This is a genomic window from Streptomyces sp. NPDC088254, assembly GCF_044740925.1.
In the GTDB taxonomy this organism is placed as follows: Bacteria; Actinomycetota; Actinomycetes; order Streptomycetales; family Streptomycetaceae; genus Streptomyces.
The window spans coordinates 143,503-159,294 of sequence record NZ_JBIURQ010000009.1 but is presented as its reverse complement, the minus strand read 5'-3'; the positions used below and the strand labels follow the sequence as shown (position 1 = coordinate 159,294).

The window sequence follows — 15,792 nt, the reverse complement described above, 5'->3', positions numbered from 1 at the left end:
AAGTCCCGACAACACCTGAGCGAAGGAACGTGACGCACCCGCCGCGGTTGTCCACAGCCCGGCCGGACTGTCACCGCGCGCCAGTAGGGTGTGAGACATGGCCGACCCCTCCAGCTACCGCCCCAAGCCGGGACAGATCCCGGACTCCCCCGGGGTGTACCGGTTCCGCGACGAGCACCGCCGGGTGATCTACGTCGGAAAGGCGAAAAGCCTGCGCCAGCGCCTGGCGAACTACTTCCAGGACCTCGCGGGCCTGCACCCGCGCACCCGCTCCATGGTCACCACGGCGGCGTCCGTGGAGTGGACGGTGGTGTCCACGGAGGTGGAGGCGCTCCAGCTGGAGTACTCGTGGATCAAGGAGTACGACCCCCGCTTCAACGTCAAGTACCGCGACGACAAGAGCTACCCCTACCTCGCGGTGACGATGAACGAGGAGTTCCCGCGCGTGCAGGTGATGCGCGGGCACAAGAAGAAGGGCGTCAGGTACTTCGGGCCGTACGCGCACGCGTGGGCGATCCGCGACACCGTCGACCTCCTCCTGCGCGTCTTTCCCGTCCGCACGTGCTCCGCGGGTGTCTTCAAGAACGCGTCCCGTACCGGCCGCCCCTGTCTGCTCGGCTACATCGGCAAGTGCTCCGCGCCCTGCGTCGAGAGGATCTCCGCCGACGACCACCGCGACCTGGCCGAGGAGTTCTGCGACTTCATGGCCGGCCGCACCGGCGCCTATCTGCGGCGGCTGGAGCAGCAGATGGCGCAGGCGGCCGACGAGATGGAGTACGAGCGGGCCGCCCGCCTGCGCGACGACATAGAGGCCCTGCGCAAGGCCATGGAGAAGAACGCGGTCGTGCTCGCCGACGCGACCGACGCCGACCTGATCGCGGTCGCGGAGGACGAGCTGGAGGCGGCCGTCCAGATCTTCCACGTCCGCGGCGGACGGGTGCGCGGCCAGCGCGGCTGGGTCACCGACAAGGTCGAGGAGATCACCACCGGCGCCCTCGTCGAGCACGCCCTGCAGCAGCTCTACGGCGAGGAGTCCGGGGACGCGGTGCCCAAGGAGGTCCTGGTCCCCGCGCTGCCCGACCCGGTGGAGCCCGTGCAGGAGTGGCTGACCGGGCGGCGCGGCTCCGCCGTCTCGCTGCGCGTCCCGCAGCGCGGCGACAAGCGGGCCCTGATGGAGACCGTCGAGCGCAACGCCCAGCAGGCCCTGGTCCTGCACAAGACCAAGCGCGCCTCCGACCTGACCACACGCTCGCGCGCCCTGGAGGAGATCGCCGAGGCCCTCGACCTGGACAGCGCCCCGCTGCGGATCGAGTGCTTCGACATCTCCCACTTCCAGGGGGACGACGTGGTGGCCTCCATGGTCGTCTTCGAGGACGGGCTCGCCCGCAAGAGCGAGTACCGCCGCTTCCAGATCAAGAGCTTCGAGGGACAGGACGACGTCCGGTCCATGCACGAGGTGATCTCCCGCCGCTTCCGGCGCTACCTCGCGGAGAAGGAGCGCACCGGCGAGTGGGCCGACGGCGACCCCGCCCTCCCCGACGGCGCCCTCACCGAGGAGGACGGCCGCCCCAAGCGGTTCGCCTACCCGCCCCAGCTCATCGTCGTCGACGGCGGGCAGCCGCAGGTCGCGGCCGCCCGCCGGGCCCTCGACGAACTCGGCATCGACGACATCGCCGTCTGCGGCCTCGCCAAGCGACTGGAGGAGGTCTGGCTGCCGGACGACGACGACCCGGTCGTCCTGCCCCGCACCAGCGAGGGCCTCTACCTCCTCCAGCGCGTCCGCGACGAGGCCCACCGCTTCGCCATCACCTACCAGCGCTCCAAGCGCGCCAAGCGGTTCCGCGCCGGCCCCCTGGACGACGTGCCGGGCCTCGGCGAGACCCGCAAGCAGGCCCTGGTCAAACACTTCGGCTCGGTGAAGAAGCTGCGTGCCGCGACGATCGAACAGATCTGTGAGGTGCCCGGCATAGGCCGCAAGACGGCCGAGACGATCGCCGCGGCCCTCGCCGAGGCGGCTCCGCCCGCGCCCGCCGTGAACACGGCCACGGGAGAGATCATGGAAGAAGGGGAACCCGGTGACACGGCGGGTCCCCCCGGGGAGCCCGTCACCGCGGGCGTCCCGGAAGAACGACGGGGGCAGGAGACATGACCGAGCACGACGCACACCCCACCAGCGGACAGGAACAACCCCCCACGCCGGCGCCGCCGGCCCCCGGACAGCCGCCGCGGGCCCCCCAGCAGGACCCCCGCGCGTCCGGCGCGCGACCCGACCCGCACAATGCAGGTCACGACGACGCCGAACAGCAGGCGCGTCAGGAAGACGGAGCACAGGTGAGCACGGACGTCACACCACCCGGGATCCCCGACGCGGCCATCCCCGAGCTGGTGATCATCTCCGGCATGTCCGGGGCCGGCCGCTCGACGGCGGCCAAGTGTCTGGAGGACCTCGGCTGGTTCGTCGTCGACAACCTCCCGCCCGCCCTGATCCCCACCATGGTGGAGCTCGGCGCCCGCTCCCAGGGCAACGTGGCGCGGATCGCCGTCGTCGTCGACGTCCGCGGCCGGCGCTTCTTCGACAACCTCCGCGAGTCCCTCGCCGACCTCGAGTCCAAGGGCGTCACCCGGCGGATCGTCTTCCTGGAGTCCTCCGACGACGCCCTGGTGCGCCGCTTCGAGTCCGTGCGCCGCCCGCACCCCCTCCAGGGCGACGGCCGCATCGTCGACGGCATCGCCGCCGAACGCGAGCTGCTGCGCGAGCTGCGCGGCGACGCGGACCTGGTCATCGACACCTCCAGCCTCAACGTGCACGAACTGCGCGCCAAGATGGACGCCCAGTTCGCCGGCGAGGAGGAGCCCGAGCTGCGGGCCACCGTGATGTCCTTCGGCTTTAAGTACGGCCTCCCCGTCGACGCCGACCTGGTCGTCGACATGCGCTTCCTTCCCAACCCGCACTGGGTCCCCGAGCTGCGCCCCTTCACCGGCCTGAACGAGGAGGTGTCGGCGTACGTCCTCAACCAGCCCGGCGCCAAGGAGTTCCTCGACCGGTACGCCGAGCTGCTCCAGCTCGTCGCCGCGGGCTACCGCCGGGAGGGCAAGCGCTACGTGACCATCGCGGTGGGCTGCACGGGCGGCAAGCACCGCTCGGTCGCCATGTCGGAGAAGCTCGCCGCGCGCCTCGCGGCCGAGGGCGTGGAGACGGTGGTCGTGCACCGGGACATGGGACGGGAATGACGGGACGCACTCCGCGGCTCGGCCGGCTGCGCAGGACGGCGTCCGAGGGGCGGGTGAGCCGGCCGGGCGAGGCCCGGGGCGGCAGACCCCGCCGCCGCGGCGCCCAGCCCAAGGTCGTCGCGCTCGGCGGCGGGATGGGCCTGTCGTCCTCCCTCGCCGCGCTGCGCCGGATCACCGGCGACCTCACCGCCGTCGTCACCGTGGCCGACGACGGCGGCTCCAGCGGGCGTCTGCGCGACGAACTGGGCGTCCTGCCGCCCGGTGATCTGCGCAAGGCGCTGGCCGCGCTGTGCGGCGACGACGACTGGGGCCAGACCTGGTCCCGGGTCATTCAGCACCGCTTCCAGTCGCAGGGCGAGATCAACGGCCACGCGGTCGGCAACCTGCTGATCGTGGCCCTGTGGGAGCAGCTCGGCGACCATGTGCAGGCGCTGGACCTGGTCGGCCGGCTGCTGGGCGCGCACGGGCGTGTGCTGCCCATGTCGGCCGTGCCGCTGGAACTCCAGGCGCTGGTCAAGGGGCACGACCCCCAGCGCCCCGACGACGTGGACACCGTGCGCGGACAGGCGACCGTGGCGCTGACGCCGGGCGAGGTGCAGTCGGTGCACCTCGTGCCGCACGACCCGCCGGCCGTCCCGGAGGCGGTGGAGGCCGTCCTGGACGCGGACTGGGTCGTCCTGGGGCCCGGCTCCTGGTTCTCCTCGGTCATCCCGCACCTGCTGGTGCCGGAGCTGCTGGACGCGCTCACGCAGACCAAGGCGCGCCGGGTACTCTCGCTGAACCTCGCACCGCAGCCGGGAGAAACCGACGGCTTCTCCCCGCAGCGTCATTTGGAGGTTTTGGGACGACACGCCCCTAAACTCGCCCTGGACGTGGTGCTGGCCGACGAGGCCGCCGTGCCCGACCGCGACTCCCTCACCGACGCCGCCAAACGGTTCGGGGCCGCGGTGGAGCTGGCGCCGGTGGCCCGGCCCGACGGAACTCCGCGGCATGATCCGGAGCTGCTGGCCGCCGCGTACGACCGTATTTTTCGGATGCATGGAAGGATCGGCCCATGGCGATGACGGCAGCGGTGAAGGACGAGATCTCCCGGCTCCCCGTCACCCGTACCTGCTGCAGAAAGGCGGAGGTCTCCGCCATCCTGCGGTTCGCCGGCGGCCTCCACCTGGTGAGCGGTCGGATCGTGATCGAGGCGGAGCTGGACACCGCGATGGCGGCCCGCCGGCTCAAGCGGGACATCCTGGAGATCTTCGGCCACAGCTCTGAGCTGATCGTGATGGCGCCCGGCGGTCTGCGCCGCGGCTCCCGGTACGTCGTACGGGTGGTCGCGGGCGGCGACCAGCTGGCCCGGCAGACCGGCCTGGTCGACGGCCGGGGCCGCCCGATCCGCGGTCTGCCGCCGCAGGTGGTCTCGGGGGCGACCTGCGACGCGGAGGCGGCCTGGCGCGGGGCGTTCCTCGCGCACGGCTCGCTCACCGAGCCCGGTCGGTCCTCCTCCCTGGAGGTCACCTGCCCCGGGCCGGAGGCCGCGCTCGCGCTCGTCGGCGCGGCCCGCAGACTGTCCATCGCCGCGAAGGCCCGTGAGGTGCGCGGGGTCGACCGGGTGGTCGTCCGCGACGGCGACGCGATCGGCGCGCTGCTGACCCGCCTCGGCGCGCACGAGTCGGTGCTGGCCTGGGAGGAGCGGCGGATGCGCCGAGAGGTGCGCGCCACGGCGAACCGGCTCGCCAACTTCGACGACGCCAACCTGCGCCGGTCCGCCCGTGCGGCGGTGGCCGCAGGGGCCCGGGTGCAGCGCGCGCTGGAGATCCTCGGCGAGGAGGTCCCCGAGCACCTCGCGGCGGCCGGCCGACTGCGCATGGAGCACAAGCAGGCCTCACTGGAGGAGCTGGGCGCGCTCGCCGACCCGCCGCTGACCAAGGACGCCGTCGCCGGCCGCATCCGCCGGCTGCTCGCCATGGCCGACAAGCGCGCCTCCGACCTGGGCATCCCGAGCACGGAGGCCAACCTCAGCGAGGAACTGGCCGACAACCTGGTGGGCTGACCACACGCCCGCCGCCCGCCGCCCGCCCTGGCACCACGCCCCGTTACGCCGCCGCAGGCCCCCACAGGCGGTGACCCCACGGGCGGAAGGCCCTACGGGCGGTGGCCCGACCGGCGGAAGGCCTCACGGGCGGTGGCACACCGACGGAGGGCTTACCCGGTATGGACGGCCCCACCTGCGGAGGGCTCACCGGCGGAAGCCCCCACGGGCGGTGGGCTCACCGGCGGAGGGCCTCACGGGCGGTGGTCCTACCGGCGGCGGGCTTACGCGGTGCGGAAGCCCCTACGAGCGGTCGGCCCCACGAGCGGAAGGCCCTACGGGGGTGGCCCCACCAGCTGAACCCCTCACCGGCGGTGGCCCAACCGGCGGTGGGCACACCGGAGGTGGGCTTACCCGGCGGAGGACCCCACGTGCGGTGCGCTTACCGGCGGAGGACTTCACCGGCGGAAGCCCACGTGCGGAAGGCTGCAACGGCGGTGGGCCCCACCGGCGGAGGGCCGGCCGGCATCGACGGCCCGGCACAGTGCACACCGGCACCGCCCCCACCGGTGCCGTGGCTGCCGAAGCGGCCAGGTCTGATCGACCGGTTCCCGGTTCCAGCGCCGCTGTCCCGGCGGCAGCGGGCCTCCCGTGCGGTCGCGCATCTGACGGCCGCAGCCGCATCGTCGTCCCCGCCGGCGTCGCGCCATCGGCCAGGACAAGCCTCTGGCGCGGCCCGGCTGCCCGGAACCGGTCAGGCCTGCCGGCCCGTCAGGTCTGGCGGGCCCCTCCAGGTCTGCGCAGCCCGTCAGGTCTGCCGGCCCGCCTGTGAGATATGTCAGCCCGTCAGATCTGCGTCTCGTCAGATCTGTGGGTTCGTCCGGCCCGCCGACACGGCACACGCCGGCATCGTCCCCCCACCGTCCCCCCGCCGTCCCCAACCGGTCCTTGTCCGCCGGACCGGCCAACCCCGACCGCCCCGTTCCACGGCCGCCGGACCGGCCAACCCCGACCGACCGGTTCCACGGCCGCTGTCCCCGGCGGAACTGCGGCCGCCGAGATACCGGGCCGCCGCCTGCCCACGCGGTAGCGCCCGGCGAACAAGCCCCACCCCCACCTCGCCCCCGCCACATCACCTCACTCAGCCACCCCATCCCAACCTCACCCCCACCCCCCCCACATCCATCCCGGCCCAACCTCACCCCCACCCCAACCAACCCCCAGACCTCACCCCCACCCCAACCTCACCCCCACCCCAACACACCGCGTCCCCAGCCCACTTGGGCTGGTAGCCGGTGTGTTCACTCACCCTTGAGGCACCCTTGACTCGATCAAGAACTGACATGAGCCTGGCATCTGTTCGCTGTTGCGGCGAACCCACACCAGGGGGGTTCATGAGACGTAGAGCGAGATCGATCCTCGCTGTCGGCGCGCTCCTGATCGGCGGAGCGAGCCTCGCGCCCATCGCCCAGGCACAACCCGGGAGTCCGGCGAAGGACACCGACGCGGACGAGGTCAAGGTGTTCCGCGCCGAGGTCACCAAGAAGCAGATCCCGCTGCTGCTGGCGGCCGGTCAGGACGGTCACGAACTCAGTGAGCGGGCGCCCGCGCGGGGCACCGCCACCGTCGAGGTCTACCTCACCGACAAGCAGGCCGAGAAGCTGGAGCAGCAGGGCGTCCCGCTCACCGAGCACACCCTGTCCGCCAAGGCGGAGGCCCGCGTGCAGGCCGCCGCCGACGGGGTGTTCCGGCCCTACAGCGGCAAGGGCGGCCTGAAGGAGGAGATCCTTCGCACCGCCCAGGAGAACCCCGGCCTCACCAAGGTCGTCTCCATCGGCAAGACCGTCGGCGGACAGGACATCCTCGCCCTCAAGCTCACCAAGGACGCACAGCGGAGCAAGGACGGCTCCAAGCCGGCCACGCTGTACATGTCGAATCAGCACGCGCGCGAGTGGATCACGCCGGAGATGACCCGCCGGCTGCTCCACCACTACCTGGACAGCTACTCGACGGACCAGCGCGTCAAGAAGATCGTCGACACCACCGAGCTGTGGTTCCTGCTGTCCGCCAACCCGGACGGCTACGACTACACCTTCCAGAGCGCCGACAACCGCCTGTGGCGCAAGAACCTGCGGGACGTCAACGCCGACGGCGTCATCGGCACCGGCGACGGCGTCGACCTCAACCGCAACTTCGCCTACAAGTGGGGTTACGACGACGAGGGTTCGTCCCCGACCCCCACCAGCCAGACCTACCGCGGCCCGGGCCCGAACTCCGAGCCCGAGACCAAGGCGCTGGACGCCTTCGAGAAGCGCATCGGCTTCGCGTACGGCGTCAACTACCACTCCGCCGCCGAACTCCTCCTCTACGGCGTCGGCTGGCAGGTCGCCACCGACACCCCGGACGACGTCGCCTACAAGGCGCTCGCCGGCACCCCGGAGAACTCCGCGATCCCCGGCTACCACCCGCAGGTCTCCTCGGAGCTGTACACCACCAACGGCGAGGCCGACGGCCACGCGGCCAACGTCAACGGCACGGCGATGTTCACCCCCGAGATGTCGACCTGTCAGACGGCCTCGAACCTCGTCCCGGACGACCAGTGGAAAGCGGCCGACTGCCAGTCGGTCTTCAACTTCCCGGACGACGAGAAGCTGATCCAGCAGGAGTTCGCGAAGAACATCCCCTTCGCCCTTTCCGTCGCCGAGAGCGCCGCGCGCCCGGACCGGCCGAAGTCCTCGGTCGGCCTGACCGCGGCCGACTTCACCCTCGCGCCCTTCAGCACGTCGTACTCACGCGGGCACAAGCAGGAGGTCTCGGTCGTCGCCCGCAAGGCGATCCGCGACAAGGAGCTCAAGTACCGCGTCAACGGCGGCTCCGTGCACGACCAGAGGCTCAAGTCCTGGAGCGGCGGCGAGACCTACGGCGGCGCGGACGACCTCTACTTCGACGAGTACCGCGCCAAGGTCAAGCACGGCGAACCGGGCGACAAGGTCGAGGTGTGGTTCACCGGTGAGGACGAGGACGGCGCGCAGGTCTCCAGCGCGCACTTCACGTACACGGTCGCCGAACTGCCCAAGGCGGACACGCTGGTCGTCGCCGAGGAGGGCGCGGCCGCCACGCAGGCGCAGACCTACGTCGACGCGCTGAAGGCCAACGGCCACAAGGCGGTCGTCTGGGGCGTCGCACGGCAGGGCGTGCCGGACGCGCTCGGCGTGCTCGGCCACTTCGACACCGTCGTCCACTACACGGGCGCGAGCGCCCCGGGCAACCCGACCCAGCTGGAACTGCGCGCCTACCTCAACGAGGGCGGCAAACTGATCGAGGCTGGCGAACTCGCGGGCGGCAACGTCGACCTGGGCGACGGCACCCCGTCCAACGACTTCAGCCAGTACTACCTGGGCGCCTACACCCGTACCTCCCTGCCCGGCGCGACCGCCTTCGAGGGCACGGGCGCGCTGGCCGGCTCCGGCGGACCGCTGGGCGCGGCACCCGGCAACCCGCTGAACCAGGCGGGCTCGTTCAGCGTCACCTCCGAGACCCTGCCCGTGTCCCGCTTCCCGCAGTTCGCCAGCGCGGGAGCGGGCCGCTACCCCGGCACGGTCAACCCGTTCGGGCCCTACGAGGGCGCCTCCATGGCCGCCGTCACCCACAGCGACTACGCCTGGAACCGCCTCACCCGCACCATCGACCTCACCGGTGTGAGCGCGTCCCAGAACCCGTCGCTGCGGACCCGGCTGCTGTGGAACACCGAACCGGGCTACGACCACGCCGTCCTGGAGGCGCACACCGCGGGAGCCGACGACTGGACCACGCTGCCGGAGGCCGGCGGCGCCACCGGCACCGCCGTCCCCGCCGAATGCGAGGCCGGGTACCTCCTCCAGTCGCACCCCGCGCTCAAGCGGTACCTGACGCTCAGCGGCGGCGCCTGCGCCCCGACCGGTACCAGCGGCTCCTGGAACAGCTTCACGGGCGCCTCGGCCGGCTGGCAGGACGTGTCCTTCGACCTGTCCGCCTATGCCGGGAAGTCCGTGGAGGTGTCGCTCTCCTACATCACCGACCCCGGCACCGGGGGCCGTGGCGTCCTCGTCGACAACGCCTCCGTCGTCGTGGGCGGAAACGCGGTGCAGACCGAGGGCTTCGAGACGTCGCTCGGCGCCTGGAGCGTGCCCGGCCCGCCCGCCGGCAGCCCCGCCGTCGTCAAGGACTGGGCGCGCAGCGGAGCCCTGTTCCAGACGTACGCGGCGGTCGCCACCGACGACACCGTGCTGCTGGGCTTCGGACTGGAGCACCTCACCGCCGCCGACCGCAAGGCGCTCATCGGAAAGGCCCTCGCATCACTTGATCGGTGACGCACCGGTCAACTCCCTTTGACGGTGCGTGGTGGAAACGGGCCCGAAGGGCCTCTGGCCAGGGCGGTCCGTACCCCTACTGGCGGGTACGGACCGCCATGCCGTGTATGGACCGACTCAATGTCACTCCCCGGGGCCCGGAGAGGTAGGGTCGGGGGTGGTCGGGGACATCCCAAACACAGCTCGCCGGCACCGCATGGCCGGCGTACCAACGAGGAGATCGGTTCGTGACGATCCGCGTAGGCATCAACGGCTTCGGCCGTATCGGGCGTAACTACTTCCGCGCGCTCCTGGAGCAGGGTGCTGACATCGAGATCGTGGCTGTCAACGACCTGGGTGACACCGCGACCACCGCTCACCTGCTCAAGTACGACACCATCCTGGGCCGTCTGAAGGCCGAGGTCTCGCACACCGCCGACACGATCACCGTCGACGGCAAGACCATCAAGGTGCTCGCCGAGCGCAACCCCGCGGACATCCCGTGGGGCGAGCTGGGCGTCGACATCGTCATCGAGTCCACCGGCATCTTCACCAAGAAGGAAGACGCCGCGAAGCACCTCGCCGGCGGCGCCAAGAAGGTCCTCATCTCGGCTCCGGCCAAGGACGAGGACGTCACCATCGTGATGGGCGTCAACCAGGACAAGTACGACCCGGCGAACCACCACGTCATCTCCAACGCCTCCTGCACCACCAACTGTGTGGCGCCGATGGCGAAGGTCCTCGACGAGAACTTCGGCATCGTCAAGGGCCTGATGACGACGGTGCACGCGTACACCAACGATCAGCGCATCCTGGACTTCCCGCACAAGGACCTGCGCCGCGCCCGCGCCGCCGCCGAGAACATCATCCCGACCACGACGGGCGCCGCCAAGGCCACCGCCCTGGTCCTGCCCCAGCTCAAGGGCAAGCTCGACGGCATCGCGATGCGCGTCCCGGTCCCCACCGGCTCGGTCACCGACCTGGTGCTGGAGCTGGGCCGCGAGGTCACCAAGGAAGAGGTCAACGCCGCCTTCCAGAAGGCCGCCGAGGGCGAGCTCAAGGGCATCCTGGAGTACACGGAGGACCCGATCGTCTCCTCCGACATCGTCAACGCCCCCGCGTCCTGCACCTTCGACTCGTCCCTGACCATGGTCCAGGACGGCAAGAACGTGAAGGTCATCGGCTGGTACGACAACGAGTGGGGCTACTCCAACCGCCTCGTCGACCTGACGGTCTTCGTCGGCGGCCAGCTCTGACCGACAGAGCGGGCGGCTCGGTGTGAGAGCAGGGCTCGGGCAGCGCGGGGACGCGCGGCCCGGGCCCTGACTCACGTCACGACAGGCCTTCTCTACGATCACGTCGTACCACCAGCCCTCCCGGGAGCCCCTTTCATGAAGACGATCGACGAACTTCTCTCCGAAGGCGTGGCAGGCAAGCGCGTCTTCGTCCGTGCCGACCTCAACGTGCCGCTGGACGGCGGCGCCATCACCGACGACGGCCGCATCCGCGCCGTGCTGCCGACCGTCAAGGCCCTCGCGGACGCGGGCGCCAAGGTGGTCGTCGCCTCGCACCTGGGCCGCCCCAAGGGCGCCCCGGACCCGGCCTTCTCCCTCGCGCCGGCCGCCGCCCGCCTGGGCGAACTCCTCGGCGCCGACGTGGCCTTCGCGACCGACACGGTCGGCGAGTCCGCTCGCTCCACCGTCGCCGGCCTCACCGACGGCCAGGTCGCCGTCATCGAGAACCTGCGCTTCAACGCGGGCGAGACGTCCAAGGACGACGCCGAGCGCGGCGAGTTCGCCGACCGGCTCGCCGAACTCGCCGACCTCTACGTCGGGGACGGCTTCGGCGCCGTGCACCGCAAGCACGCGTCCGTCTACGACCTCCCGGCCCGGCTGCCGCACGCGGCCGGCTATCTCATCGCCACCGAGGTCGGCGTCCTGAAGAAGCTCACCGAGGACGTCAAGCGGCCGTACGTCGTCGCCCTCGGCGGCGCCAAGGTCTCCGACAAGCTCGCCGTCATCGACGAGCTGCTCGGCAAGGCCGACCGCCTCCTCATCGGCGGCGGCATGGCGTACACCTTCCTCAAGGCCCAGGGCCACGAGGTCGGCATCTCCCTCCTCCAGGAGGACCAGATCCCGACCGTCACCGAGTACATCGCGCGCGCCGAGAAGACCGGCGTCGAACTGGTCCTGCCGGTCGACGTGCTGGTCTCGCCGGAGTTCCCGGACCTGAAGGCCAAGACGCCCACCCACCCCACGACCGTCGCCGCGGACTCGATCCCCGCCGACCAGGAGGGTCTGGACATCGGTCCCGAGACCCGCAAGCTGTACGCCTCGAAGCTCGCCGACGCGGCCACCGTCTTCTGGAACGGCCCGATGGGCGTCTTCGAGCACCCCGACTACGCCGAGGGCACCAAGGCGGTCGCCCAGGCACTCCTCGACTCCCCGGGCTTCACGGTCGTCGGCGGTGGCGACTCCGCCGCGGCCGTCCGCCTCCTGGGCTTCGACGAGAACGCATTCGGCCACATCTCGACCGGCGGCGGCGCCTCCCTCGAATACCTCGAGGGCAAGACGCTCCCCGGCCTCGCCGCACTGGAGGACTGACCCACATGACCGCGCGCATGCCGCTGATGGCGGGCAACTGGAAGATGAACCTCAACCACCTCGAGGCCATCGCCCACACCCAGAAGCTCGCCTTCGCCCTCGCGGACAAGGACTACGAGGCCGTCGAGGTCGCCGTCCTGCCGCCCTTCACCGACCTGCGCTCCGTGCAGACCCTGGTCGACGGCGACAAGCTCAAGATCAAGTACGGCGCCCAGGACCTCTCGGCGCACGACGGGGGCGCCTACACCGGCGAGATCTCCGGCTCCATGCTGGCCAAGCTGAAGTGCACGTACGTGGCCGTCGGCCACTCCGAGCGCCGCCAGTACCACGCCGAGACCGACGAGCTGGTCAACGCCAAGGTCAAGGCCGCCTACAGGCACGGCCTCACCCCGATCCTGTGCGTGGGCGAGGAGCTGGAGGTCCGCGAGGCGGGCAACCACGTCTCCCACACCCTCGCCCAGGTCGAGGCCGGCCTGAAGGACCTCCCGGCCGAGCAGGCCGAGACCGTCGTCATCGCCTACGAACCCGTGTGGGCCATCGGCACCGGCAAGGTCTGCGGCGCCGAGGACGCCCAGGAGGTCTGCGCCGCCATCCGCGGCAAGATCGCCGAGCTGTACTCCCAGGAGCTGGCCGACAAGGTCCGCATCCAGTACGGCGGCTCCGTGAAGTCCGGCAACGTCGCGGAGATCATGGCCCAGGCCGACATCGACGGCGCCCTGGTCGGCGGCGCCTCGCTGGACGCCGACGAGTTCGTCAAGATCGTGCGCTTCCGCGACCAGTGAGTATGCGGTAGCGGCGATCCGTCGTACCCTTGCGGGGGCGCAGCGACGTCGCTGCGCCCCCGTCGTCATCCGAATCCGAGGAAGTTGGTCCAGCCGTGGTTTTGGGGTTCTCGATCGCCCTGATCGTCTTCAGCCTGCTGCTGATGCTGCTGGTGCTGATGCACAAGGGAAAGGGCGGCGGCCTCTCCGACATGTTCGGTGGCGGTATGCAGTCCTCCGTCGGCGGCTCCTCGGTCGCCGAGCGCAACCTCGACCGCATCACCGTGGTGATCGGTCTGCTGTGGTTCGCGTGCATCGTCGTCCTCGGCATCCTCATGAAGACGAACAGCTGAGCGGACGACCGGCCGCTGAGCGGTCGCCCTGCTGAGAGCGCACACAAACGCACATTCCTCACGTAACGCCCCATGTTCGGTACGCGCGGCTGACCGCGGCCTATCATGGACGCTTGCAGCGCGGGTCCTGTAACTCCGGTCACTGGACGCGCGTTGGGCCTTACGTAGACTGAGGCGCTCGCGGCGAAGCGAAACCCGACTCGCTTCGCGGCACCATCACGCAGGGAGTTACGACCGTGGCAAGTGGCAACGCGATCCGGGGAAGCCGGGTCGGGGCGGGGCCGATGGGCGAGGCCGAGCGCGGTGAGTCAGCGCCGCGTCTGCGCATCTCCTTCTGGTGCTCCAACGGGCATGAGACGCAGCCCAGCTTCGCCAGCGACGCGCAGGTGCCCGAGACCTGGGACTGCCCGCGCTGCGGCTTTCCGGCCGGCCAGGACCGGGACAACCCCCCGGCCCCGCCGCGCACCGAGCCCTACAAGACGCACCTCGCCTATGTGCGGGAGCGGCGCAGCGACGCGGACGGCGAGGCGATCCTCGCCGAGGCGCTCGCCAAACTGCGGGGCGAGATCTAGTGCCCCGGCACTAGGAGTTGAGACCGGCCGGGTGCCTTCGGGTACCTGGCCGGTCGCATTCCGCCCCGCGCCCCGGCCGCCCCGTCCCGCCCGCTCGCGTGGACCGTGAGGCGAACCGCCCCTTTCGGCCGTATCTGTTGTCGCACCTCCGCGCGGGCCCGCGTCAGCTCATCTGGTGGGCTGATCAATTAGGTTGATACCCGAGCGGGACAAGACGCGCAGCACGGACAGGCGAGGAAGAGGGCTGGCTCGACATGAACGCAGACGGCACGAGGCTCAATCAGATGCCCGAGTGGACCGCTCTGGCCAAGCATCGTGAACAGCTCGGCGGGGTGGGGCTGCGCGAGCTGTTCGCCGACGACCCGGGGCGCGGCGAGACGTACACCCTGCAGGTCGGCGACCTGCACATCGACTACTCCAAGCACCTCGTCACCGACGAGACGCTGCGGTTGCTGCGCGAGCTGGCCGCCGCCACCGACGTCTTCGGCCTGCGGGACGCCATGTTCCGCGGCGAGAGGATCAACACCACCGAGGACCGCGCCGTCCTGCACACCGCGCTGCGCGCCCCGCGCGACGCCGTGATCGAGGTCGACGGGCAGAACGTGGTCCCCGCGGTGCACGCCGTCCTCGACAGGATGGCCGACTTCGCGGACCGGGTCCGCTCCGGCGAGTGGACCGGCCACACCGGCCGCCGCATCCGCAACGTCGTCAACATCGGCATCGGCGGCTCCGACCTCGGGCCTGCCATGGCGTACGAGGTGCTGCGCGCCTTCACCGACCGCGACCTCACGGTCCGTTTCGTCTCCAACGTCGACGGCGCCGACCTGCACGAGGCGACACGGGACCTGGACCCGGCCGAGACGCTGTTCATCGTCGCGTCCAAGACGTTCACCACCATCGAGACGATCACCAACGCCGGCTCGGCCCGCCAGTGGGTGCTGGACGCACTTGGCGACGACGCCGCTGTGGCCAAGCACTTCGTCGCGCTGTCCACCAACGCCGAGAAGGTCGCCGACTTCGGCATCGACACGGCCAACATGTTCGAGTTCTGGGACTGGGTCGGCGGGCGGTACTCCTTCGACTCGGCGATCGGGCTCTCCCTGATGATCGCCGTCGGCGCGGACCGCTTCCGCGAGATGCTCGACGGCTTCCGGCTCGTCGACGAACACTTCCGCACCGCACCCGCCGAGGCCAACGCCCCCTTGCTGCTCGGGCTGTTGGGCGTCTGGTACGGCAACTTCCACGACGCGCAGTCGCACGCCGTGTTGCCGTACAGCCACTACCTGTCCAAGTTCGCCGCATACCTTCAGCAGTTGGACATGGAGTCCAACGGCAAGTACGTCGGCCGCGACGGCCGGGAGGTGGACTGGCAGACGGGCCCGGTGGTGTGGGGCACTCCGGGCACCAACGGCCAGCACGCCTACTACCAGTTGATCCACCAGGGGACGAAACTGATCCCGGCGGACTTCATCGGCTTCGCCGAGCCGGTCGCCGAGCTCAGCGACCGGCTCAAGGCGCAGCACGACCTGCTGATGGCCAACTTCTTCGCCCAGACGCAGGCACTGGCCTTCGGCAAGACGCCGGACGAGGTGCGCGAGCAGGGCGTGCCCGAGGAACTGGTCGCCCACAAGACGTTCAAGGGCGACCACCCGACGACGACGATCCTCGCGGGCGAGCTGACGCCGTCGGTCCTCGGTCAGCTCATCGCCCTCTACGAGCACAAGGTGTTCGTGCAGGGCGCGATCTGGAACATCGACTCCTTCGACCAGTGGGGCGTGGAGCTGGGCAAGGTCCTCGCCAAGCGCGTCGAGCCGGCCCTGACCGAGGGCGCGGACGTGCCGGGCCTGGACGCCTCCACACGGGCGCTGGTCGCCAGGTACCGCACGCTGCGCGGTCGCTGAGCACGCCGCTCAGGTCATGA

Annotated in this window: 11 protein-coding genes; all 11 read left to right on the top strand. The window is 70.8% G+C overall.

The window, feature by feature from the left end:
- Positions 1–97 precede the first annotated feature (97 nt).
- The 11 genes from uvrC to pgi all read left to right on the top strand — a co-directional run bounded on the left by uvrC (position 98) and on the right by pgi (position 15,772).
- Positions 98–2,149 carry an excinuclease ABC subunit UvrC gene (gene uvrC, locus ACIOC0_RS25770; protein WP_402157883.1) on the top strand — a complete coding sequence of 684 codons (2,052 nt, stop codon included), beginning with the start codon at positions 98–100 and terminating at the stop codon, positions 2,147–2,149.
- Positions 2,146–3,231 carry an RNase adapter RapZ gene (gene rapZ, locus ACIOC0_RS25765; RefSeq protein ID WP_402157880.1) on the top strand — a complete coding sequence of 362 codons (1,086 nt, stop codon included), beginning with the start codon at positions 2,146–2,148 and terminating at the stop codon, positions 3,229–3,231. Before uvrC ends, rapZ begins: the two co-directional genes overlap by 4 nt.
- Positions 3,228–4,295: a uridine diphosphate-N-acetylglucosamine-binding protein YvcK gene (gene yvcK / locus ACIOC0_RS25760; protein WP_402157879.1), complete on the top strand. Its 1,068-nt coding sequence runs from the start codon at positions 3,228–3,230 to the stop codon at positions 4,293–4,295. The genes rapZ and yvcK overlap by 4 nt, the downstream gene beginning before the upstream one ends.
- Positions 4,286–5,275 carry a DNA-binding protein WhiA gene (whiA, locus tag ACIOC0_RS25755; RefSeq protein WP_130437364.1) on the top strand — a complete coding sequence of 330 codons (990 nt, stop codon included), beginning with the start codon at positions 4,286–4,288 and terminating at the stop codon, positions 5,273–5,275. The genes yvcK and whiA overlap by 10 nt, the downstream gene beginning before the upstream one ends.
- Positions 5,276–6,648: 1,373 nt before the next feature.
- Positions 6,649–9,603 carry a M14 family zinc carboxypeptidase gene (locus ACIOC0_RS25750; RefSeq protein ID WP_402157875.1) on the top strand — a complete coding sequence of 985 codons (2,955 nt, stop codon included), beginning with the start codon at positions 6,649–6,651 and terminating at the stop codon, positions 9,601–9,603.
- Positions 9,604–9,830: 227 nt separating this feature from the next.
- On the top strand, positions 9,831–10,838 hold the full coding sequence (gene gap, locus ACIOC0_RS25745) for a type I glyceraldehyde-3-phosphate dehydrogenase (RefSeq protein WP_351096977.1): 1,008 nt from the start codon (positions 9,831–9,833) through the stop codon (positions 10,836–10,838).
- A 135-nt stretch (positions 10,839–10,973) separates the two neighbouring features.
- The gene (locus ACIOC0_RS25740) at positions 10,974–12,185 is read left to right on the top strand and encodes a phosphoglycerate kinase (RefSeq protein ID WP_402157874.1); all 1,212 of its coding nucleotides are present in this window, start codon (positions 10,974–10,976) and stop codon (positions 12,183–12,185) included.
- 5 nt (positions 12,186–12,190) lie between these two features.
- Positions 12,191–12,967: a triose-phosphate isomerase gene (tpiA, locus tag ACIOC0_RS25735; RefSeq protein ID WP_402157872.1), complete on the top strand. Its 777-nt coding sequence runs from the start codon at positions 12,191–12,193 to the stop codon at positions 12,965–12,967.
- 101 nt (positions 12,968–13,068) lie between these two features.
- Positions 13,069–13,299, top strand: coding sequence for a preprotein translocase subunit SecG (gene secG / locus ACIOC0_RS25730; RefSeq protein WP_207228689.1), 231 nt, complete (start codon positions 13,069–13,071; stop codon positions 13,297–13,299).
- A gap of 236 nt (positions 13,300–13,535) precedes the next feature.
- Positions 13,536–13,871, top strand: coding sequence for an RNA polymerase-binding protein RbpA (locus tag ACIOC0_RS25725; protein WP_078637775.1), 336 nt, complete (start codon positions 13,536–13,538; stop codon positions 13,869–13,871).
- Positions 13,872–14,125: 254 nt separating this feature from the next.
- A complete protein-coding gene (gene pgi / locus ACIOC0_RS25720) occupies positions 14,126–15,772 on the top strand; it encodes a glucose-6-phosphate isomerase (protein ID WP_402157871.1) in 1,647 nt (548 codons plus the stop codon).
- The last annotated feature ends 20 nt before the right edge of the window (positions 15,773–15,792 follow it).

Bases quoted from the DNA above. Each gene is read 5' to 3' on its own strand.
- uvrC (WP_402157883.1), top strand. From the start codon at position 98: ATGGCCGACCCCTCCAGCTACCGCCCCAAGCCGGGACAGATCCCGGAC.
- rapZ (WP_402157880.1), top strand. From the start codon at position 2,146: ATGACCGAGCACGACGCACACCCCACCAGCGGACAGGAACAACCCCCC.
- yvcK (WP_402157879.1), top strand. From the start codon at position 3,228: ATGACGGGACGCACTCCGCGGCTCGGCCGGCTGCGCAGGACGGCGTCC.
- whiA (WP_130437364.1), top strand. From the start codon at position 4,286: ATGGCGATGACGGCAGCGGTGAAGGACGAGATCTCCCGGCTCCCCGTC.
- ACIOC0_RS25750 (WP_402157875.1), top strand. From the start codon at position 6,649: ATGAGACGTAGAGCGAGATCGATCCTCGCTGTCGGCGCGCTCCTGATC.
- ACIOC0_RS25740 (WP_402157874.1), top strand. From the start codon at position 10,974: ATGAAGACGATCGACGAACTTCTCTCCGAAGGCGTGGCAGGCAAGCGC.
- tpiA (WP_402157872.1), top strand. From the start codon at position 12,191: ATGACCGCGCGCATGCCGCTGATGGCGGGCAACTGGAAGATGAACCTC.
- pgi (WP_402157871.1), top strand. From the start codon at position 14,126: ATGAACGCAGACGGCACGAGGCTCAATCAGATGCCCGAGTGGACCGCT.